At 42.6% G+C, this 22,490-nt stretch carries 17 protein-coding genes; 12 read left to right on the top strand and 5 right to left on the bottom strand.

What is annotated here, in order from left to right; all coding sequences use genetic code 11:
- Positions 1-9: 9 nt before the first annotated feature.
- Positions 10-1,530, top strand: a complete 1,521-nt coding sequence (locus tag CDO33_RS18335) for an O-antigen ligase family protein (RefSeq protein WP_103081490.1) — start codon at positions 10-12, stop codon at positions 1,528-1,530.
- A 112-nt stretch (positions 1,531-1,642) separates the two neighbouring features.
- On the opposite strand, the gene CDO33_RS18330 is transcribed toward CDO33_RS18335, so the two are convergent.
- The 3 genes from CDO33_RS18330 to CDO33_RS18320 all read right to left on the bottom strand — a co-directional run bounded on the left by CDO33_RS18330 (position 1,643) and on the right by CDO33_RS18320 (position 5,952).
- Complete coding sequence (locus CDO33_RS18330) at positions 1,643-2,917, bottom strand: glycosyltransferase (RefSeq protein WP_103081489.1); 1,275 nt, start codon at positions 2,915-2,917, stop codon at positions 1,643-1,645.
- Positions 2,918-2,919: 2 nt separating this feature from the next.
- The gene (locus CDO33_RS18325) at positions 2,920-4,206 is read right to left on the bottom strand and encodes a nucleotide sugar dehydrogenase (protein WP_103081488.1); all 1,287 of its coding nucleotides are present in this window, start codon (positions 4,204-4,206) and stop codon (positions 2,920-2,922) included.
- Between the two features lie 255 nt (positions 4,207-4,461).
- Positions 4,462-5,952 (bottom strand): oligosaccharide flippase family protein, encoded by a 1,491-nt coding sequence (locus CDO33_RS18320; protein WP_103081487.1) that lies wholly within the window; start codon positions 5,950-5,952, stop codon positions 4,462-4,464.
- A gap of 275 nt (positions 5,953-6,227) precedes the next feature.
- Here CDO33_RS18320 and CDO33_RS18315 point away from each other — a divergent pair, with 275 nt between their 5' ends.
- From CDO33_RS18315 to CDO33_RS18265, 11 genes are all read left to right on the top strand, one after another.
- The gene (locus CDO33_RS18315) at positions 6,228-6,890 is read left to right on the top strand and encodes a hypothetical protein (RefSeq protein WP_103081486.1); all 663 of its coding nucleotides are present in this window, start codon (positions 6,228-6,230) and stop codon (positions 6,888-6,890) included.
- 115 nt (positions 6,891-7,005) lie between these two features.
- Positions 7,006-8,580 (top strand): NAD(P)H-hydrate dehydratase, encoded by a 1,575-nt coding sequence (locus CDO33_RS18310; protein ID WP_103081485.1) that lies wholly within the window; start codon positions 7,006-7,008, stop codon positions 8,578-8,580.
- A gap of 287 nt (positions 8,581-8,867) precedes the next feature.
- Positions 8,868-9,383 (top strand): DUF4964 domain-containing protein, encoded by a 516-nt coding sequence (locus CDO33_RS18305; RefSeq protein WP_103081484.1) that lies wholly within the window; start codon positions 8,868-8,870, stop codon positions 9,381-9,383.
- Positions 9,384-9,556: 173 nt separating this feature from the next.
- On the top strand, positions 9,557-11,920 hold the full coding sequence (locus CDO33_RS18300; protein WP_103081483.1) for an AraC family transcriptional regulator: 2,364 nt from the start codon (positions 9,557-9,559) through the stop codon (positions 11,918-11,920).
- 382 nt (positions 11,921-12,302) lie between these two features.
- Positions 12,303-13,253, top strand: coding sequence for an ABC transporter permease (locus CDO33_RS18295; RefSeq protein ID WP_103081482.1), 951 nt, complete (start codon positions 12,303-12,305; stop codon positions 13,251-13,253).
- A 17-nt stretch (positions 13,254-13,270) separates the two neighbouring features.
- A complete protein-coding gene (locus tag CDO33_RS18290) occupies positions 13,271-14,134 on the top strand; it encodes a carbohydrate ABC transporter permease (protein WP_103081481.1) in 864 nt (287 codons plus the stop codon).
- 53 nt (positions 14,135-14,187) lie between these two features.
- Positions 14,188-15,750: an extracellular solute-binding protein gene (locus tag CDO33_RS18285; RefSeq protein WP_103081480.1), complete on the top strand. Its 1,563-nt coding sequence runs from the start codon at positions 14,188-14,190 to the stop codon at positions 15,748-15,750.
- 485 nt (positions 15,751-16,235) lie between these two features.
- Positions 16,236-17,405 carry an alanine racemase gene (gene alr / locus CDO33_RS18280; RefSeq protein WP_103081479.1) on the top strand — a complete coding sequence of 390 codons (1,170 nt, stop codon included), beginning with the start codon at positions 16,236-16,238 and terminating at the stop codon, positions 17,403-17,405.
- Between the two features lie 478 nt (positions 17,406-17,883).
- Positions 17,884-18,162 (top strand): CopG family ribbon-helix-helix protein, encoded by a 279-nt coding sequence (locus CDO33_RS18275; protein ID WP_103081478.1) that lies wholly within the window; start codon positions 17,884-17,886, stop codon positions 18,160-18,162.
- The gene (locus tag CDO33_RS18270; protein WP_103081477.1) at positions 18,162-18,512 is read left to right on the top strand and encodes a type II toxin-antitoxin system PemK/MazF family toxin; all 351 of its coding nucleotides are present in this window, start codon (positions 18,162-18,164) and stop codon (positions 18,510-18,512) included. The genes CDO33_RS18275 and CDO33_RS18270 overlap by 1 nt, the downstream gene beginning before the upstream one ends.
- A gap of 41 nt (positions 18,513-18,553) precedes the next feature.
- Entirely contained in the window at positions 18,554-19,111 is a 558-nt protein-coding gene (locus tag CDO33_RS18265; protein WP_103081476.1) for a DUF4200 domain-containing protein, read from the top strand.
- A gap of 168 nt (positions 19,112-19,279) precedes the next feature.
- On the opposite strand, the gene CDO33_RS18260 is transcribed toward CDO33_RS18265, so the two are convergent.
- The gene (locus CDO33_RS18260; RefSeq protein ID WP_103081475.1) at positions 19,280-20,017 is read right to left on the bottom strand and encodes a WecB/TagA/CpsF family glycosyltransferase; all 738 of its coding nucleotides are present in this window, start codon (positions 20,015-20,017) and stop codon (positions 19,280-19,282) included.
- A gap of 143 nt (positions 20,018-20,160) precedes the next feature.
- Positions 20,161-22,386, bottom strand: coding sequence for a polysaccharide pyruvyl transferase CsaB (gene csaB, locus CDO33_RS18255; RefSeq protein ID WP_103081474.1), 2,226 nt, complete (start codon positions 22,384-22,386; stop codon positions 20,161-20,163).
- Positions 22,387-22,490: the final 104 nt, after the last annotated feature.

Genomic DNA, 22,490 nt, shown 5'->3' with positions numbered 1-22,490 from the left:
AATGCTTTGATGGCGGATAGTTTGATAGTCAAGTATGTATATTGCCTGTTAAGCATTTTACAGGCCTGGTACAGGCACAGCGCTTTTGCCCGTATTGTGGACAGCTTGGGCAAAAAGCTTGATATGTTGCTGAAGTCAAGCAGTATTGTGGACCTCGTAAGCAGGGAAGGAATATTCCCCAGGATGTGGAGAAGCAGCAAGTTCTACATGCTGACAAACAAGGTGTTAAATTTACCATCCCAGGCCTTAAGGCGTATATATAGCGAAAGAAAGCAAATTTTCGAACACAGCCTTTTTTTCAAGGCTGTGGATGTGTTGCTGAAAAGGTACCATTTGCTTTTGGCCTTCTGCATATTAATAGTAATAGTTTTTCCAGACAACCGGTGGTATAACATCTTTGCCACAATTCTTGCTTTGGGACTGCTGGTGTTGTTTTTTATAAAAACTGTAACCTATGAAGGCTATGGATTCAAAATAAAGAACTTTGACATTTATCTCATATTGTTTATCATATCGGTTTTTCTGGCAGAGATATTTTCTCTGTTTCCGATAGAGAGCCTGAGGTTCCTGGTGTTTTATATCAATTGCTTCCTCTTGCTGCTTTTGCTGGTGAGCGCTATCAAAACCCAGGAGGAACTGAGCCAGGTGGTTACGATGCTTCTTGCTGGCATAACACTAACAGGACTGTATGGCATCTGGCAGAAAATAGTAGGAGTTCCGGTAAACCTGTCCCAAATCGATATTTCACTGAATGAGGGAATGGGCGGAAGAATATACTCCACCATGGGCAATCCCAACAACTATGCAGAAGTGCTGGTGCTGTTTCTTCCGTTTTATGCGGCTATGGTTCTAAATTCAAAAACATTCCTGAAAAAATTGCTGTTCATCGCTATGGCGATTCCGCCTTTGGCATCTCTGATGCTGACCCTGTCCAGGTCCTCATGGATTGGATTTGCAGTAGCGCTGTTGGTGTTTACTTTTTTGTGGAACAAGAAGCTTCTGCCGGTCATTGTCATTGCAGGAGTGTTTTGCATTCCTTTCCTTCCACTGTCCATATACAGAAGGATTCTGACCATATTCAACCCCAATGATTCCTCTGCAAATTACCGTGTGCGTATATACAGGACGGTATGGCCCATGCTGAAAGAATACTGGTATAGCGGCGTGGGGTTGGGGTCCGATGCGTTTATGAATGTGGTGAGAAAATACCATCTGTATACCGGAGCAGTGCCGCCCCACAGCCATAACCTGCTCCTGCAAATATGGCTGGAGATAGGGCTGATAGGTGTGCTTTCATTTATCGGGTATCTGATAAGGCTTTTTAAGAGCAGCATAAAAGCTATAAAGTCAAAACGTGATCCGAAGGCTGTGAATATTGTTATCGCAGGAATATCGGCGATAATTGGCGTTATGGTGATAAGCCTCGCTGAGTATATATGGTTTTATCACAGGGTTATGGTATTGTTCTGGGTAGTGGCAGGCATGCTGATAGCTGCCATAAGGCTGGCCAAAAGGGAGTCCTATGACTGAACGGACTTCAATTAAATGACCGGTCTGTCGCAATGCTTTTAGCGGTATTGCATATGTAATGTAAAAGTACATATAAGATGGGATATATGATATACAAAGTTAAAGAGCAGGGTTATCTTTTAACCCTGCTCTCTGCTTTTTCAAAAACCTTGGAAAGCTCTTCGGTAAGGGCTCTCCGGTCAAATCTTCTGATGGCATTAAAATCCGGGGAAAATATATTTTCATTTTCCAGCCATGCCGTATATAGTTTTATAATGTTGTCTTTAGCTCCCTGCACATCGTTGACATCGGATATATATCCTGTTTTTGTTTCCCTTATGACTTGGGCTGCAGCGCCTTTAGCCGGAATTATGGCGATTATCGGCCTGCCGGTAGTCATATATTCAAACACCTTGCCGGTGTAGAAGGCTTCTGCTCCGGGACCGCCGCCTTCTATGAGCAGCAGGCAGTCGGAAGCTATCATATTGCTTATGCACTCATCATGCTTCATGTAAGGAGAGACCGCCACCACCTCCTGAAGCATGTATCTGTCAAGGAGCTGTTTTATATGATCCTGTTTAAAATTCCCTATAAGCTTCACCAGTAGTTTTTTCCTGTCGATTTTGCCTTCACTGAGCAGCTGGTGCAGCGCCTCAAAGAAAATATCGGGCTTTCTTCTTCCATAGAAGGAGCCGGTATATGTTATGGTAAATTTATCATTTTTCTGCTTTTCCGAAGCGATATGCTTAAAATCATCGGAATCATAACCATTGGAGATGGCAAAAAACTTGTCTTTGAGCTCCAGATCCGGGTTTTTCTCAATAAAATTCCTGAGCATCACCGGAGTGTTGGTGATAAGGCAGTCGGCAGCTTTAAGCACATTTCTCTCCATTTTCCTTTCAATGCGCATCCGCAAGGGGTTGTAAGGATTGTCCAGGATATATGGGTTATTGGTCCATTCGTCCCGGAAATCAGCCACCCATGGAATGGAAGGAAAGCGCTTCTTTAAGTACAGCCCCATCAAGTGGGAGCTATAGGGAAGCGATGTGGTATATATCATATCTATTTTTTCATTTATCACTGCTTCGGCGGCCTTCTTCTGTTCAAATATCTGCCACAGCCTTTCGCTGTCCGGAATGAGGATTTTACGGCTGATCACTTTTCCCATCAGGCCCCTTATACCTTTATGGGCCGATATATCCCAGGATTTAACCCTTATGGTGGCGATACCTTCAGGGATGTCCTTTAATAGGGAGTCATCCCTGAGGGGCATGTTCTCAGTGTCCCTGGTGAAGACTACCGGCTCCCAGCCGAAATCCCTCAGGTATTTTACAAACTTCGATGTCCTCTGAACGCCGGGGCCACCGGCGGGAGGAAACGAATATGCTATCATAAGAACCTTTTTCATAGTTATTTTCCTCTGCTTCCGTCTCCTAAAAGATAGAAGTTAAAGCCTGCCTCACAGACAGATTCCCTGTCAAAGAAATTCCTGGTATCAAACAGGTTTGGAGCGGCCATTTGCTTGCAAATCGCTTTAAGATCCAATTTTGCAAACTCATCATGGTTTACGCCCAGTATCAGCAGATGGCTTCCTTCAACGGCTTTTTTAATATCCTTCTCCAATAGCTTGAAATTCGATACATGGGGATCATATGCGGTTACTTTATATTCGCCGTCCTTTTCAAACAGATCTATTAGTTCGATTATGGGGCTTTCCCTCATGTCATCTATGTTGGGCTTGTAAGTAATGCCGAAGATGGTGACTTTTTTAACTCCCTTTACACCGGACAGGATGCTTTTAGCCCTTTCATAGACATGATGCGGCATGCTGTCATTTGTGATCCTGCTCAGTTTGATAATATTGGCCAGCTCAGGCTGCCTTTCCACTATGAACCATGGGTCTACCGCAAGGCAGTGGCCTCCGACACCCGGCCCCGGCTGATGCAGATTTACCCTTGGATGTTTGTTGGAGAATTTTATAACATCCCATGCGTTGATGCCGAATTTTTCACACAGCTTGGCCAGCTCGTTTGCCAGAGCTATGTTCACATCCCTGTAGGTGTTTTCCATAAGCTTGCACATTTCAGCGGTGGTAGTATCCGTAAGGTATATGTCCCCTTTTACAAAGGTCCGATAGAGATCCCTTACAACTTCGGCGGATTTGGCGTTTATGCCGCCGATTATTCTAGGGTTGTCCACCAGCTCAATCAATATCCTTCCGGGGAGCACCCTTTCGGGGGAATGAGCTACCAACAGCTGTTCACCTATCTTCAAACCGCTTTTTTCGAGGATGGGCACCAAAACATCGGTTACTGTGCCCGGCGGGGAAGTGGATTCAAGTACAACGGCATTGCCTTCCCTGAGGAAAGGTACGATGGATTCTGCTGCCGATCTTACATAGGAAAGGTCCGCAGTTTTATCGCTGTTTATCGGGGTAGGAACCGATATTATGAAAAAGTCGGCTTCCTCCGGTATGGACTGAGCTCTCAGGTTGCCGGAAGTAACGGCAGCCTGCACCATCAAATCGAGATAAGGCTCCTCAATTATTATCTTACCCTGGTTGAGAGCTTCTACGACGTTTTCATTGACGTCCACTCCGACTATCTGGTGGCCATGGGTAGCGAACATTGCGGCTGTCGGAAGGCCGATATACCCAAGACCTACAATACAAATTTTCTTCTTTTCTATAGTAATCACATCCTTTTGTGACGGTTTCCCTCTATTTTCACATGGTTATTGCCATAAGAAATCAATAAAAGCCTGTCCGATAAAGCACCAAAAAAAGGTACTTTGATGCAGGCTATGTATAGTGTAGCACTTAATGCAAAGCGTGTCAAACATGGAAATTAACAATGTTAAAAGCCCTATTGGCAGCTTATCCTAAACAGCCGGTTAATTTGAGACATTAATCTTTAGCGCTCATTCCTGTTCTTTAAGGTGCATCCGCATAAATCATGCCCGGTTTCCCGAAAGGCGTTTGCCTACATAAGCTATGATCTGGCGCACCTCGCCTTTTATTTCCCCCGTGAGGAACAAAACGGAAAAATATGTGGCAGCCCCTATCAATACCAGTAAAATCAGGATAGGCAGATTTACATCAACTGCAGCTGTAATGGCGCAGATGACGAGGGCCATAATTCCGGCGGAGCCGAAAATCCTCGCTAAAACCAGCGCCGGTATAGTCCATTTAAGGATTTTACGCCCCATTGTATAGGCGAGAAGAAAATATACCAGATATGCGAGGGCGGTATTCACCGCTGCCGCTTTATAGCCGTAAATTGGCACGAGGATCAGATTGGCAGCTATATTGACCCCGCAGCTGATCAGGCTGTTTTTGAATATCCTGCCGGTGCTGGAGGTAAGCTCCCAGGCTTTATTGCAGTATTCGGTAAGCCCTAAGAGAAACATACCTGTGGATACCCATATTATCACGCTGCTGCCTTCATGAAATTCAGGCTCCATCATAACCCGGGCTATATAAGGTGACAGCACACTTAGGCCCACAGCGGAAGGCACTGCTATGAGAAGGAAGTACCTGACGGCATGGGAAAGCATTTCTTCAGTGCGGGCTTTGTCATTGGCCTTCCAGGATTTAAGGATAGTTGGATATACACCCCTCATAACGGCAAAGAGTATCATTGTAAAAACTGCTGAGGCTACGGCATAATTTCCCGCATAGATTCCCTGCTGTGAAGCGCCCTTAAAGAAACGGACTATGTACCTGTCCGACATGTTCAGCATGCTCATGGTGAGGCTTAGGCCCACAAGGGGAAAACCATATTTTATGAACTTATTCAGAATGCGTTTTGAAAAAAATCCCAAACGTATGTAATTATGCAGTTTTAAGCGCCAGATAATTATGAATACAGAAAGTGCGTCTACCAATATATTGCCGAGCACTGCTCCGAAAATTCCCATATTAAATGCTTTTACAAGTACGATGGTGGCCACCAGCTTCAGTCCGGCAGAAAGCACCGAAAGGATTAGATTAAGCTTTATTATCCTTGCCGCCCCCAGCAGTGAAAACAGTATCCTGGTGGCGCTGTAGCCCAGAAGCATAAAAACGCTGGCCAGTATCAGCGAAAACAAGGATTCGCCCAACACATTTCTTAAGGCAAAAACCAAAGAGAGGCTGACAATCATGACGATGGAATTTATCGCTCCCCATATGGTAAATACAGTGGAATAAAATACTGTCAGCTTCATCTTGCCGGAGTAGCTGTTTATATACCTGAAAACTGACTGCACGAGCCATTCAAGAAGAAAAATGCATGCTATGTTAACCGTGGTTATAATGGTATTATAGTCGCCATATTTTTCTGATTTAAAAAGGATTGTAAACGTTGAAAGGGTTACTAATCCTATGATTCCTTCCAGTATCTTTGCAGCTGCATACAATAACGTATCTTTCGCCATTCGGGCTTTGAAATTGCTTGTCTCCATTGTTCCTCCCAAAAGCTTTAAAATGCGCCGGAAAGTGGCTGCACGTCAACTCGGCGCCATGAATTCCGGCACAAGTTAAATTTTCATTTACGATAATATCACTTACGATAATAATATTATATTATACGAGGGCGAGATTGCAACTTTGGAAATAAGGGGATGAATACTGCAAGGAGCAAGAATTCCTGCTCCGGAGGGAATATTCCCCGACCGTTCATTTTAATCCTCATTTTGCCGATAAACTTACTATACTAAAGATAACGAGGTTGGGATATATGTTTTGGTTTCGCTGGTTTAAAAGAACTCCCAGGAAGAGGTATTTCGACAGGAGCACGCTGAGAAAAAACGATATTTCTCTGCTCATATTGGATGAAAGATGGAACAGCCTTTTTACCACCACTGAAAAGACTGCTGAAATCCTAAAGTGTGAGGAAAAATTGAGAGACCTGCTGAAAGAGCAGGCAGCCCTCAATACCGAGGCGAAGGAGATCGCCTGGCAGAAAAAATTATGTATGGACAGGATACTCCAGCTTACGACGGAAGCCTTTGAGAATAACAATGAAGAAGCGAGGAGGCAAATGCAGGACTGCGAGAAAGAAATAAAGAGGATCAATAAAAGGCTGGAAGAAATAGACGAGGCAGTGGAGGATATGCCTGATAGGATAAAGGAAGCAAATCTTGAACTTCTTGAACACACTGTCAATGTGGTATACTTTAAAATGAGAGCTGAGCAGGAAAGGGTCAAAGTCCTTGAGGCTCTTATAGAGGAGACGAAAAACAAGCTCAAGGAGTATATCGAGGAAAAGGGTACACTATCGGAGGACTATACCGGAATTTACTCCTATTTCCACGATCTTCTGGGCGGCGAAGAGCTGGAGAAGCTGGACAGGGAATTTTTTAAGGATGATAAAAAGATTAAAGGTGGAAAAAATATTTAATTGTTATGGAAAATCAACAGCAAAGGGAAATTTAGGGGCATTTCGCACTGTCAGGGGGACAGCCTGAAAGGGAGCGTCATGCCTCTTATGCATTTTGTGGTAAGGAGGATTGGTCATGAAAGTAGCTACACCATCACAGATGAATGAGATAGACAGGAGGACCATAAACGAAATCGGCATACCAGGCGTCGTTTTGATGGAAAATGCTGCCGGAAGGGTTTCGGAGGAAGCAGTCAAAATGCTTGGCTCAGCCGCAGGAAAAAAGGTTATAGTTATAGCGGGCAAGGGCAACAATGGTGGAGACGCCTTTGCTGTCGCCAGGCAGCTTGGCGCTATGGGCTGCAATGTAAAGGTGTATGTTACGGCTCGCAAAGAGGATATTTCCGGTGATGCCGGCATAAACCTTGGAATTCTCCGTAAAATAGGCTTAGAGCCAGTGGAGCTTACGGAGAACTCCCGGATGGAGGAGCTGAAAAATGTCCTGCCGGCGGCAGACCTTATTATAGACGGTATTCTTGGCACCGGATTAAAGGGCGAGGTGAGGGATGATGTAAAGGCGGTTATAAATATTGTTAATGCTGCTCAAAAGCCTGTCATATCCATTGACATACCCTCAGGGATATCCGGCGAGACCGGACAGGTTCTGGGGTGCTGCATTAAAGCGGTTAAGACGGTAACCTTTGCCCTCCCAAAGCTGGGTACGCTGGTACATCCAGGCTGCGAATATACCGGAGAACTTATTGTTGCTGATATAGGAATACCATCAAAGGTTATAGAAGGCATGGATATAAAGATTAATATCACCGATAGGGCTTCTATAGCAGGAATGATGCCCAGGAGGCTTGAAAACAGCAATAAAGGTGACTATGGCAGAGTTTTTATAATAACAGGCTCCCCGGGTATGACCGGTTCGGGATGCCTGGCGGCTACCGCCGCACTGCGCACCGGAGCAGGACTTGTATATCTGGGAGTACCATCGGGACTTTCATCCATTTATGAGACGCAAATAATGGAATGCGTAACCATACCGTTGGAAGATAAGAATACCGGAAGCCTGTCAAGAAAATGCCTGCCCCGTATAGAGGAAAGAATGAAGCAGATGGATGTGCTGGCTGTAGGGCCGGGGCTTGGTACCGGTGATGATATATATGATATTGTTTCCGGAATAATAGAAACTGCAGATATGCCTCTGGTGGTGGATGCCGATGCGTTAAATTCCCTTTCCCGGGATGTGTCTGCCTTGAAAAACTTAAAGACGCAAATGGTCATTACTCCTCATCCGGGCGAAATGGCAAGACTTTGCGGTCTAAGCATCCGGGAGGTGCAGGCCAACAGGATCGGTGTGGCCCGGGAGTTTGCAGAAAAATGGAAGGTCATAACAGTTCTCAAAGGCTCCCGGACGGTGACAGCGCTGCCCGACGGAACTGTATACATCAATCCTACGGGCAACCCGGGAATGGCGACAGCCGGATCCGGCGATGTGCTGACAGGGATCATATCGAGCCTGATAGGTCAGGGCATGGCTCCATGGCAGGCTGCTGTGGCAGGCGCCTATCTGCATGGTCTTGCAGGAGACAATGCAGCGTCAGTCCGGGGAGAACACGGATTGATTGCCAGCGACATTGCAAAGGAACTGCCTTATGCCATTAAAGAAGTGTTGATGCCGTATAAGGAAACTGCAGGGAAATAAAGCTAATAAAGCATAAAGCATGGGTGTGTCTATAAGCAGGAGGGCCTGGTAAAGCGTGTCGGAGAGAGGGAAGAGCAAGATTGCAGATTTTTACATTGAATTTTAATACAAAAAATGTTAGATTATAAAATGTATTTATTATCCTGATGATTTTATAGTATGCATATGCCATTTGCAAAGTTATATGCACTATAATTTTGTCCTCATTAAATGCAATAAAATTACATTACAGTAAATATATGAAACTTAATCGATGTTCTGGTACTTGAGGACGATATGGGAGGCTAATGATGTATAAAAGCAAATTAAGACCGCCTGAGGCTCCCCTTGTAACAGAGGATCCATATTTTAGCGTTTGGTCTTTTACTGACAATCTCTATGACCATTTTACCAGGCATTGGACCGGAAGGAAGAATTTCTTGGCCGGAATTATTGAGACAGATGGAATAAGACTTGTTTTTGCATGCAAAGCCCAGCCTGATACCGAAAAGCATTTTCAAGAACCTCTTAGAGCAAAACGGAAATCTGTAAATACAGCCTCACTTACAACAACATATATGTATAATGATGGCGGTGTGGAGCTTCAGATCAAACTTACTACGCCTCTCTTGTCAGGTGGTTACAATGATTTTCCGGCTGGCGGAAAAACCTATGCAAAGGCGGATGGGTTGATATGGACTGCCTCAATGGCGGACTCCAGGGAAGAATTTGAAAGTAGGACCGCACCTCTCTGGTTATTTGCAAATGAAACATTAAGCCGTGTACCGTTTAGATACCGGTATGACACAATTACTGCGCAATAGGTGGATTTTCAGCATCGCTCGGTGTCGGGAGGAATTTCCATGGTATTCAAGGGTAGACAGCTAATGAGCATTAGTAAAAGGAGCATGGAGGTTTAAAATATTTCAGCTAGAGCCCAGTAGCTTTTAATTAAGGTGCTGGGCTTTGAGCATGAATTCATACTGGAGGCGCTATAATGGTTGGTTTTGGTAAGAATAGCAAGCTGGTAATAAGCAAAACGTTAACAAAGATGCTCATTTCATATTTTATAATCATCATTTTATCAATATCTTTGATATCAATAGTCTTGTATCAGCGATTTTCAAAGGCAACTATTGAAGGGATACAGAATAATATTGAGGAAAGCCTTATACAGAACATGAATCAACTGGAATTAATACGGGGACAAGCTTATTCAATAGGATTGCAGCTTATAAACGACAGCGATATCGTGGATTCCTTGTACTGGAATGAAATAGATGAAATGGTGAGGTATAAGGCAACAAGAAAACTGAATCAGGTAAAAAACAGCAATTCCATGATTCATTCAATATACGCCTATAATAGCATAACAAAGCAGTTTGTCAGCAGCTTGGGTTCATCCGGCTTAAGTTCTTTGGATGATGAAATGAGAAAGCTTACGGAGGATTACAGGGAGGGTAACAAACTAAAATTTATACCTTTGAAATATACAAACAGGTCACCTAGTGGAAGCACAAAGACGGAATACATTATAACCTTTATATTTGTTGATTCATCCCAGGAATATATCAAAAGTGAAAATACCGGAAACGACCTTTTGGAGAGTGCGCTGATAATAAATCTGAATGCTGAATACATACAAAAAGCATTTACACAGAGTTATACATCCACCAGCAACAGTATTTTCCTTTTGGATAAGACCGGAGAAGTAATATGCGATTCGGATTTCAAATACTTTGACCAGAATATATCGGACAAGAAGTATATAAGAGACATCCTCGAATCCAATAAAAATTCGGGATATATGATCCGGGAGGATGAGGGCAGGCAGTATCTGATAACGTACAGTTCATCGGATAAGTTTCCGTTTTTATTTGTAAGCAAAGCGGACTATAATCTGCTTTTACAGGAGATATACTCCCTGAAGGCATCAATTATCTTTGTCTGTGGGCTTATAGGTGTTGTTTGCATTACTGTAGCCATACTGGCCGCCTATAATGTATACCTGCCCTACGGCAAGCTTGTAAGGAACGTGCAGTGGCAATTGAAAGCGGAAGCCGACAGCCTTGAGACTCAGAGGACCTACAATGAAATTGAATATCTTTCAGAGGCATTCACGAATATAATTAAAAAATCTAATGAGCTTGCCAACTCAATTCGGGAAAATGTTCCCATGTTAAGAAAAATGTTTTTAAAGGAGCTGCTTTTGGGGCAAGTGTCCTCCAGCGAGGTTTCAAAGAAAATTAAAGAGCTTGGTTTAAGCATTGTACAGGAGAAATCCTGTGTCATACTTTTCAGCATAGATGGTTACATGTCACTGACGGGGATAGAAAACAGAATAGAAATAGCCAGGGAAAAGACTAAAGCTGAAAAAATAATAAGGGATGCGTTTTTGCAATATAACGGAGTGGAAATTGTTGACATGGAGGAAGACTCCATCGCTTTGATTTTAAATGTTAATACTTTGGAGGAATATGAAGAAAGGATAGCTCAAAGTTTAAAAAGTGTGCAAATGAAAATAAATGAGAACCTTGAGATATCAGTGAGCATTGCAAAAGGCGCTTTGGTGGGCATTCTGGAGGATATACATGTTTCGTATGCTAACGCGCGGAATCTGATGAAATACAGGTTTGTATACGGATACGGATCACTAATCGACAATAACATGATGAAAAACAACAGCAAGGATAACTGCGTTGCAATAAATAAATACAGAAAGAAAATCATACAGGCAATAAAAATCTGCGATGAAAAACAAATGAAATCGGATATGGATGAAATCATACTGCTTATCAAAGACGGGCAGTACGACTATATCAGGCTTATGATCAACCAGCTTGTATTGGATATAATGATGGCAGTCCAATCAATTCTGAATTCTGACAGTGAGGAGATGGATTTCAGCAATATATATGCAAATCTGAACAGCAATGATACATTGGATTCAGCCAAGGAATGGCTTATTACCTTTTGCAGCGGTATAATCCAGAGAATTGAACAAAAGAGGGACAACCGTCAAAAGGAAATGATTGACAAGGTTTTAGCTTACATCCAGGTAAATTACCTACGACCGGACATTTCGGCAGAAATGCTGTCGGATATGGTAAATCTGACACCCGGATACTTCGGAAAGCTTTTCAGCGATTATACGGGAAAATCGGTAAATGAATATATAATTGAGCTGCGTATGAAGAAAGCTAAAGAGCTTTTGGAGAGAAACGATCTCTCTGTAAGTGATATTGCGATGCAGGTGGGATTTTCAAATCAATCATACTTTACTGCCACCTTTAAGAAATGGAATGGGATTACTCCAAATCATTACAGGAACAGCTGCAAAAAACTTGGGGTGGAAAAATAAGAACAAATGCAATAATAGAATAACAACAAATGCAACAATAAAGGCCTTTTCGATTTATCAGAAACAGGATATCTCAGCATGAGGTCCTGTTTCTTTATGTGAACCGGTATGTATTTCGCCTGCCTATAAAGCGGTATTTGCGCACTTTTCAGCCTTTTATAAAATATCTGAAATTTTATAAAAAAATTAAAATCATCAAGAAACAATATTTTTATCAATAGTCGATATGCCAAACTCAAAATTATAAACAAAACTCGAAATTGTTTTTATATACAAATTCATCCGGCCGGTTTAGAATGTAAAATGCAAATGGCGTGCATATCTTTATGAAATCAGTAATTTAAACCGGTATTTCACACCGTAGTCAGGAGGGAATATTTCTTTGAAAGGAGATAGGGTGTTGCAGCTCAATAGACGCAGGCGTGGTTTTTTATCCGAATTGATAACAAATAAAGCATTATATCTTATGGCGGCACCGGGAATATTGTTTCTTCTTGTTTTCAGCTATTATCCGATGCTGGGAATACAGATTGCATTCAGGGACTACAATTTTCAAGATGGAATATGGCATAGCCCTTTTGTGGGATTCAAGTACTTTAAAATTTTCTTCAAGTCTCCGTATGCGGACGATTTGCTTTTTACCACGTTATACCTGAATCTGCTGTTTATTATTACGGGACATGTTGTCGCTGTCAGTATCGCTATACTGCTCAATGAGATAACCAACAGTAAATTAAGAAGAATATATCAGTCGGCCATGTTCTTTCCATATTTTTTGTCCTGGGTAATCATATCTGCTTTGGTTTACAGTTTCCTGAATGATAAGTTCGGGGCTCTGAACATGGTTTTGAAAAGTATTGGGCTCCAGCCGGTCACATGGTATAACGAACCCGGTTTGTGGAGAGGTATTCTCACCGTAATAAATACATGGCAGTCTTTCGGCTATAATGTTGTAATTTATTTGGCAGCAATTGTATCCATAAATAATGAACTCTATGAATCTGCCAAAATAGACGGGGCATCCAAATTTGATGAGATTTTTAGAATAACTCTTCCGCAGATAACCCCAACCATCGTATTAATGCTGCTTCTTGCTCTGGGTAGAATCTTTTACGGAAATTTCGGAATGATATATGCCATTATAGGTGACAACGGGGTTCTGAATAAAACCACAGATGTAATTGATACTTACATATACCGGGCAATGAGAAGCGACGGGGATTTCAGTACAGGAACAGCTATAGGATTATTTCAGTCGGTATGTGGCTTTATTACAGTGATGATTTTCAACAAGCTGGCTAAAAAATATGATGATAGCATGGGGTTATTTTAGAAAGGAAATGAAAGGGCATGAGAAAACGGTATAGTCTTTTTAATATAGTAAATACGATATTTCTGGGGTTTGTGGCATTGCTGACCATGTTTCCTTTCCTGATAGTTTTGGCAGTTTCCTTTACTGATGAAAGAAGCATCGCTAAGAACGGCTTCCGACTTATACCGGAAAAATGGTCTTTGAATGCGTATAGACTCCTCTTTGACGGAACTGTAATTTTTGATGCATATAAAATAACAACTATTGTTACGGTCACAGGAACGGTCCTGTCGGTGCTGATCACTTCGATGATGGCATATTCGTTATCAAGAAAGAATTTAAAATACCGCAATGTGATAAACATGATTGTTTATATACCCATGGTTTTTTCAGGAGGACTTGTACCTTTTTATATGGTTCTGTTGAAGCTTCACCTGAAAGACAATATCCTGGGGCTCATATTGCCAATTCTTTTCAATCCGTTTTTTATGTTCCTGATGCTGAATTCCTTCAGAGGGGTTCCTGATGCGGTGATTGAATCGGCAAAAATAGACGGAGCGGGAGAATTCAAAATATACCGCAGCATTGCGATATATTTGGCACTGCCGGGTATTGCGACAATTACATTGTTTTATGCTCTGAACTATTGGAATGAGTGGAACCTGGCACTATTGCTGATTAACGAACCAAAACTTTATCCGCTTCAATACCTTCTGAGGATGGTTCTGCAGAGGGTTACATATGTGGGGCAGGCTGCAATGACAGCCAATGTATCCGAAATACCTGCAGAATCTACAAAGATGGCTACTGTAATTGTAACCATTGGTCCCATACTGCTTGTATACCCCTTTGTCCAGAAATATTTTATCAGGGGTATAACCATTGGGGCAATAAAAGGCTAGTCTATACCCGGTTAATCCGGTTAGAGTAAAAAAACTAAAGGAGTGTTGTAAAAATGAAAAATATTACTAAGCTTCTATGTTTGATTATGGCACTGGCCATATTGGTAACCGTGCCGGCAGGCTGTGGAGGCACTTCTGGTAAAGACCAGACTGAGCCCGATTCATCATCGTCGGATCAGGCTTCAACTTCAGACAAGTCTTCAACTACGCTGGAAAAAGTACCAATAACCATTTATGTGGCCGGTGACAGGCCTAAGCAGCAGGACGAAGTGCTGGCGGCAATAAACGAAGCAACAAAGGATGAACTTAATATTGACCTGAGGGTTAACTACATACCATGGGGAGACTATGTCAGCCAGGTTAAGCTCAAGGCATCCGCAGGAGAAGAGTTTGACATATTCCTCAGCTTCTTCGGAGAGCTGTCGGGAAACATAGCAAGAAAGCAGTGCTTGCCCTTGAATGATTATCTCGACAAGTACGGTGCCGACCTGAAAGCTCAGATACCCCAGTATTTATGGGATTCATTGACTGTAGACGGCAAGATATATGGAATTCCTGCGGTATATGCAATGACAGAGATGGGCAGAGGCTTTCTTGTTCGTAAGGATTTGAGAGAGAAATACAATCTGCCGGAAATAACTGATCTGGAAAGCTTTGAAACATTCCTTGATACTATTGCAAAAAATGAACCGGGTATTATACCATACCTTGGAGGAGACCTCTCAACCCCGGTTATATGTGACCCTGACTATATTGGACACTCCATATTTACCTTTGGTGGAGACACCATGAGCTACCTGTATGTTGACCAGGACAAGAGACCTCTGAAAGTTGAAAACTACATTAAGACAGATATATTCAAGACTGTATGGAAAGAGAACATCAAAGCATACAACAACGGTTGGTTTGAAAAGGACTTCCTGTCCGATAAGGACCGTGACGGAAAGTTCATAGCAGGTAAAGCTGCTTCAATGCCTGGCGACCTGTACAATATAACCGACAGACAGAACCAGCTTAAGAAAAACGTGCCCGAAGGCGAAATCGAACTGGCAATAATCAACAAAGAGGGCAGATGGATTAATATAGGACCGGTTAACAACTTTGCGATGATTTCAACAACCAGCAGAAATCCGGAAAGAGCTGTAATGTTCATGAACTGGCTGAGAAAGGATCAGAAAAATTATGACATGTACATGCTCGGTATTGAAGGAAAAACTTACAACCTGAAGGGAGAACAAGCAGAGGTTCCTGAAGGAGTGGATCCAAAAGACAGATATAATCCTACACCCTGGTTCACCATGCACTTCCCGTACTTAAGAACCTGGACAACCGATCCACCGGCATACATCGAAGCTCTGAACTTCTGGAACAGCTTGAAGCCTGAAACTGCACCACTTTCAACCTTCTCCTATTCCAGTGAAAATGTAAAGGCAGAAAAAGCTGCTGTAGAGAAGGTCATGGTTGATGAAGTAATACCTCTCTTCTTCGGCATCAAACAGACTGAAGAGGACTACAACAGAGTACTTCAATTGCTAGAGGAAGCAGGAATTCAGAAGATAATAGATGATACTCAGAGGCAGATCGATGAGTTTGTAGCAAAAAACAACATACAGTAATTAACCCGGATTAAACCATAAATGGGGTGGCTTTCAGGATAAGCCACCCCATTTGTTGAATAGGGAGGACAGCAAAAACCGGCTGGTCAGCATCAAGAATATATTTCCGGACAGGCCTTCGAAGCTCTTGTGAAGCATATTGTCAATATAATTCATAGATCTGTGGGGGCTCAAGCAATTGACAAGTGATAATCGGAAAACTACAATTAGTAGTTAGTAATGCATTATAAAAATATGACAATTAATTAGATTTACAGCAGGGGATTGGAAATCCAACTTGCTAACACAAGAATGAGAAGATAATCTCCATTATTGATTGTGTTTTCAAGCATGAGCGGTTGTGCTAGTAATGGGAGACAGTGCTGTGAAGGCCTCCTTGAGCCAGAAACTTGGGCTTTGAGATGCTGATACAACCGATTAGTTATCCGGTCTCCGTCTGAATTTTTGGCTTTTTGGTTTATTGGCCAAATGACTTCGGGGGTATTATGGATTACAAGTTTAACAGGGCATGGGCAGAGGTTAATCTTGACAATATAGCACACAATGTTCGTGAAATAAGAAGGATTACCGATAAAAAAGCCGAGATTATGGGAGTTGTGAAAGCCGACGCTTATGGCCATGGTGTGATGGGTGTTGCCAAAACTCTCATAAACAACGGGGTCACCCGACTGGCCGTATCGATGCTGGATGAAGCGATTCAGCTCAGAAATTACGGGATTGACGTGCCTATTTTGATTTTAAGCTATACTGATCCCATAAGAGCCGAAGAAATAGTAAAAAACAACGTGACCCAGACCGTTTTCAGCCATGACCTTGCAAAAGCGCTGTCAGACGCTGCTGTGAGGCTGAAAAAAAGGGTGAAGATTCATATCAAAATCGATACGGGAATGAGCAGAGTCGGGTTCATGCCGGGTTACAGCGCGGTAAAAAATGTGGTGGAAATCAGCAAGCTTCCGGGAATTATAGTCGAAGGCTTGTTCACCCATTTCGCATCGGCCGACGAGAAGGACAAAAGCTACACTTATATGCAGTTTGAGCGTTTCATGAGCATATGTACCGAGTTAAGCCGCATCGGGGTCCATATACCGATAAAACATGTTGCCAACAGCGCCACTATAATGGAATTCCCCGAAATGCACCTGGATATGGTGAGGCCGGGCATAATTTTGTATGGAATGTATCCTTCGGAGGAAGTAAACAAGAATAAGATAAACCTGAAGCCGGCTATGACCCTAAAGGCCAATGTAATACTGGTAAAAGAGGTTGAACCGGATACAAGCATCAGCTATGGAAGGATTTTTACCACAAAGCGCACCAGCAGGATAGCCACAATTCCTATCGGTTATGCTGACGGATATACAAGATTGCTGACGGGCAGAGCAAAAGTTTTGATCAATGGGGAGTTTGCGCCGGTGGTGGGAAAGATATGCATGGATCAGTGCATGGTGGATGTGACCGATCTAAAGTCGGATGTTCGGGTAGGAGATGAAGTCGTGCTTTTAGGCAGGCAGGGAGAAAATGAAATAACCGCCGAAGATATAGCTTCAGCTGTAGGCACCATCAATTATGAGATGGTTTGCCTGATTGGCAAGAGGGTTCCAAGGTTTTATATCGAAGGCGGAAAGATCTCCGATGTGCTGAATTATCTCATATAGTTTAATATGTGGTTCGATAACCCTTTGGATATTTTGGATTTAGTCTGTTAATACGAAAATTAAGAAGGCTATTTCCATTATTGTTCTCGATTTGCGAGCATGCGTGATTGTGCTACCGTAAATGCTGGCACAATGAGTTGAATTAGTATCAAATTGTGCTATTTGGCAGTGAAAAGCAAAACGCTGATGGCATTTTTTGCCTTTTTGCCGGTATGGCAATAATTACATGACTAAAAGAGCATTTTTAATAGAATTTTAATTTGACCCATGCATATGTAAGGTAATATAATTAATATATATTAATATGGGGTAAAATGTTTGCGGCTTTTTTCAGTAAAGCATGGACTGATTTTATTTCATAATTATTTCTTTGCATACATTTTTGCCCTTCAACAGGAGAAGTATAATAATAGAGAAATTTATAACCAATTTCTTCACAATTAATAAAGCTGCCCGAATAAGAAATGGGGGTATCATTTTGGCGGAACTGAAAAAAATAATGATTAGTCTTCCTGACAACTTATTGAAGGAAGTTGATTATATTGTATCTACAGAAAAGATAAACAGAAGTGAATTTGTTCGGGAAGCAATGAAGCTTTATATTCGGGAGATACGGAAGATTGAAATGAGGGAGAATATGAAGAACGGGTATCAAGAGATGGCTGAAATTAATATAAAACTGGCGGAAATGTGTGTGGAAATTGATAATGAACAACAGGAGAAATATGAGCAACAGCTTAGGGAGTTGGAGAGATAGTGGTAATAAAAAGAGGAGATATATTTTATGCGGACCTGAGCCCTGTGGTGGGGTCTGAACAGGGTGGTGTAAGACCGGTACTGATTATTCAAAACGATGTGGGCAACAAGTATAGCCCTACGGTAATAGCCGCAGCGATAACATCACAAATAAATAAGGCAAAGCTGCCGACACATATAGAAATATCTGCTCAGGAGTATGGACTGGCCAGGGATTCAGTCATCCTCCTGGAACAGATCAGGACTATTGACAAGCAGAGGCTGAGAGAAAAAATCGGACATCTGGACGATGAGCTTATGGAAAAGGTGAATGAAGCCATAGGGGTGAGTTTCGGATTGTCCGATATATAGGAAGGAGCTAAGTAATTAAATACAGGGGGTACAAAAGAAAAATGCTTGGAAAAACGAAAAAGACATATTTTATAGCAGTTTTGACTTTACTGCTGAGTTTTGGTGTATTACATATTGTACAAGCTGTTACGGCGGCATCGGCAGAGCCCGGAACCGATATGGATCCGATCGTGTCGCAGAGTTATGTGGATCAGAAATTCGATGATGCTGTGAAAAAGATCAATCAGCTGAGCTTGGTGATTGAGGATCTGAATTCGGAAATAGAAGCTCTTGAATCTAAGGTAAAAAGCCTTACGGCGCAGCTTGAAGATCAAAAGAAATACGCAACTTTCCAAGTCATAGAACTAAAAGCCGGACAGCAGCTGGTGGCAGGAGAAAGTGCGGAAATAATCGTGCGTGCGGGAAAAGCAACGGCGGTATCCGGAGTGAACGGTGACGGACTTTCTGACATAACCGACGATAATGGCAAATCTCTTTACACTGGGGATGAAATTCCTCTGAATCACCTTTTGCTGGTTTCCAGGAACGACGGTAGAGGCATTAAGGCAGTTAGCAATCAGGTTTTCATACTTTTTAAAGGTACATATGAAATAAAATAAGGAAGGGGCAAAACCCTTCCTTTCTTCATATTTATATGATTTATGAATGAATAAAGCTAATAATTGTTGTATTGATTGTTATGTGCTTTGAATCCTTTCGGAACAGCAATCATCCATCTCAATTAGCTGAACTCAAACCGATTTTATATAATTTTAATGTGCAGCAACCTATTTCACTAATTTTAGCTTTATCCCCACGGTAAGCAGCATGAATTTGGGGAGCCTCAGCATGCGCTTATACCTCCAGGGCTCCTGGTAAAGCCTGTACAACCACTCAAAGCCGGCCTTGCGCATGCGCTCAGGGGCGAGCTTCACTTTTCCGGCAAATACGTCCAGGCTTCCGCCGACACCAATACATACCTTCGCCTTCAGCTTATCCTTGTTTTCATGTATCCATTTTTCCTGCTTCGGCGCTCCCAAAGCCACCAGCAGAATATCCGGCTTCGCCCTGTTTATTTCCTCAATAATACCGGGGACCTCTTCTTTAGAAAAGTAACCGTTGCGGCATCCCACAATCTCAATGTTGGGATGGGAAGCCAGTATGTTTTCCGCCGCAGCTTCAGCAACGCCGGGCTTGCCTCCGAAAAAGAAATATCTTGTCTTTCTGCCTATGTCCATGGAAAAGGAGTTTCTGACCAGATCGATGCCCGAAACCTTTTCCGGAAGATTAAGACCCAAAATGCGGGAAGCGAGGACAACGCCCGCTCCGTCGGCTATGAGCATATCGGCCTGGTTCAGTATGCTTCTGAGGCCTTCATCCTTATATGCTTCCATGACTATTTCCGCATTGGGGGTATATATTGCGTGAGCCTTATCTTCCTTTATAAAAAGCTTCAGCTTGTCCACAGCCTGGGACATCGTTATGCTGTCAACCTCCACACCGGCAATGTTGACTGTATTTCGCATGTTTATCATCCTCCGTTATTCGTACGTGCCAAAAGCTTGTAGTGAGTTAAGGATAAAAGGAGAAAATGCTCTGCAAAACTTCACGCCATTCCTAGAATAACCCATCTTATATCAATCCATCAGATGTCTCAAGCCCATAGGGTTCATAGGGCATTTTCTATCAAGCTTATGGCGATTTCAGCATTTTCGAAAGCTTTTTTCTTCAAATCGGCAGTTACGTCTATGAGCTGCTGCCTTATTTTCTCTCTGTTATTCCACACCTCGTCTATAACCTGCTTGAGCCGCTCAAAGCTTAAATCGCTGACATGCCCTGCAGAGGACTGGTGGAAATACTGGAGGAAGCCTTCAACCTTCGGATCGTATACAAGCCCCACAACGGGTATTCCGAGACTGGCTGCATATATCAGGGAATGCAGCCTCATCCCTATAAGCATTTCCATTCTGCCGATGACTCCCAATATATTGGGGGCATCATATTCCCCCTTTAATACATAAGCCTTACCGGACATTTTGGACATTATGCTTTTTATTATATCCATATCCTTAGGATGCTGCATGGGTATAAAAACCGGCCTTGCGCCGTACTTTTCGATAAGGTAGTCGGCAGCCTCCGCTATGGTATCTTCATTAAACTTGATGTGGTTTTCGCATCTTCTCACCGAAATGCCTACCAGAGGTTGTTCGCATGATATGCCCTCTTGAGAGAATATCCTGTCCACCACGCCATCTCCCACAGGTTCTACCGTCAGCGCAGGGTCTGCAGTCACAACGATCCTTGGCTTGTATATATCCAGGTTGTTAAGCTCGCTGATAGAGAGCCTTTCTCTCAGGGTGATAACATCCACCTGGTTCAAAACCTTTCGGGTGAATTTTCTGTTTATTTTCTTATTGATGGGACCGATCCCGTTGGCATATACCATCACTTTAAGGCCCATCTTTTTTGCCAGCCATGTGGTGCCGAGATAATACACGATAGAACGGGTGCTGGTGCCGTCCTGCATAAGGTTGCCTCCACCGTTTATAAACAGCTTGGACTTTCTTAATACCCGGAGTATTTTGAACAGATTTATGCGGTTTATGGAATCTACATTGAATATCTGCCGGGTCTCCGGTGGGTTTTTAGACAGCGCCACAATCCTGACATCTTTCCGGCAGCGTCTGATATTATCAATTATAGCAGAAAGTATGGCATCATCTCCGCTGTTTCTGAAGCCATAATATCCGGAGAGGACTATGTCATACAAGTATCTGTCCCGGCTTTTTTTCAGGATGGATTCGTATATTTCCAGCTGAGTCCTGCACATGCTGTCTAATGAAAACTGGGAATATGCTTTTTTATAAATCTTTTCACCCATTTCCAACCTTTTGTCTTTGTTTTTGGCCAGCTCCAATATATATTCGGCCAGGGTTTTATAGTCTCCGGGGTTAAACAGGTAGCCGTTCTCGCCGTTGTCAATGAGGTCGGAGAGGCCGCCCACATCTGAAGTAACGGTAGCCCTTTTCAAGCGGACACCTTCCAGTATTGTATAAGGAAAGCTCTCGCTGAGGGATGTCAAAACATTTATATCAATACAGCTCATAAATTCATCGGAATCATTTATCCATCCGGGAAATAAGGCATTATTGGTGATTCCAAGGGCTTCGGCCTGTTGTTCAAGAGCTTTTCTTTCATCGCCGTCTCCGCCTATGATAAATTTCACCGAAGGATTCACTTTTACAACTTCTGCAGCAGCTTTCAGAAAGGTGCTTACATCCTTGACAGGGTCAAGGCGTGCGAGGATGCCTACCAGAACGTCATTTTCCCCTATATCCAAGTGGTATTTTATGGCAAACTCTTCCCGGGAATAGCTTTTCACCGGCACATTATAATCAATGCCATTATATACGGTAAAAATATTCTCCGGATTAAAATTGCGCTTTACAAGCATTTCCTTAAACCTTTTGGATACCCCTATATGGTAATCGATAAATCTGAGGGCTATGGTGTTTATAACTCCGAAAGAATATTTTTTATATACATTGTTAAGGTAATCCAGTCTGTAATCACTATGTACTGTGGTGACTGTGGGTATGCCTGTGAGGAACTTGATTATCACTGCAAACATATTCGCTTTGGCTCCATGGGAGTGCAAAATGTCATATTTGCCATCCTTCGCTATTTTAAGGACTCTCCGTATATCCGCGAATATATTTCCCGACTTCACCACTTCCACATCAATGCCCATGGCTTGGGCATCTTCGCTAAATACTCCGGGACGTAGGCTTATCATTTTTACGTCAATATGGTCTCCAAGTTTATTTACCAGTGAAAGAACGTGGGTTTTTGCTCCGCCCACATCGCCTCCACCAATCAGGTGTAAAACTCTCATAAAAATCTCCCTTGCGATTCCGTGCCAATTTGTATAAAATGGCTCTGGAAAGTCTGTGTATATTATAGCATACCAGCTTATTATGTAAAAAGGATGATTTTTTG

Source organism: Clostridium thermosuccinogenes (assembly GCF_002896855.1).
Taxonomy (GTDB): Bacteria; Bacillota; Clostridia; order Acetivibrionales; family DSM-5807; genus Pseudoclostridium; species Pseudoclostridium thermosuccinogenes.
Note: the sequence above shows the minus strand (reverse complement) of the source record. Positions and strands in the feature narration are given on the sequence as shown.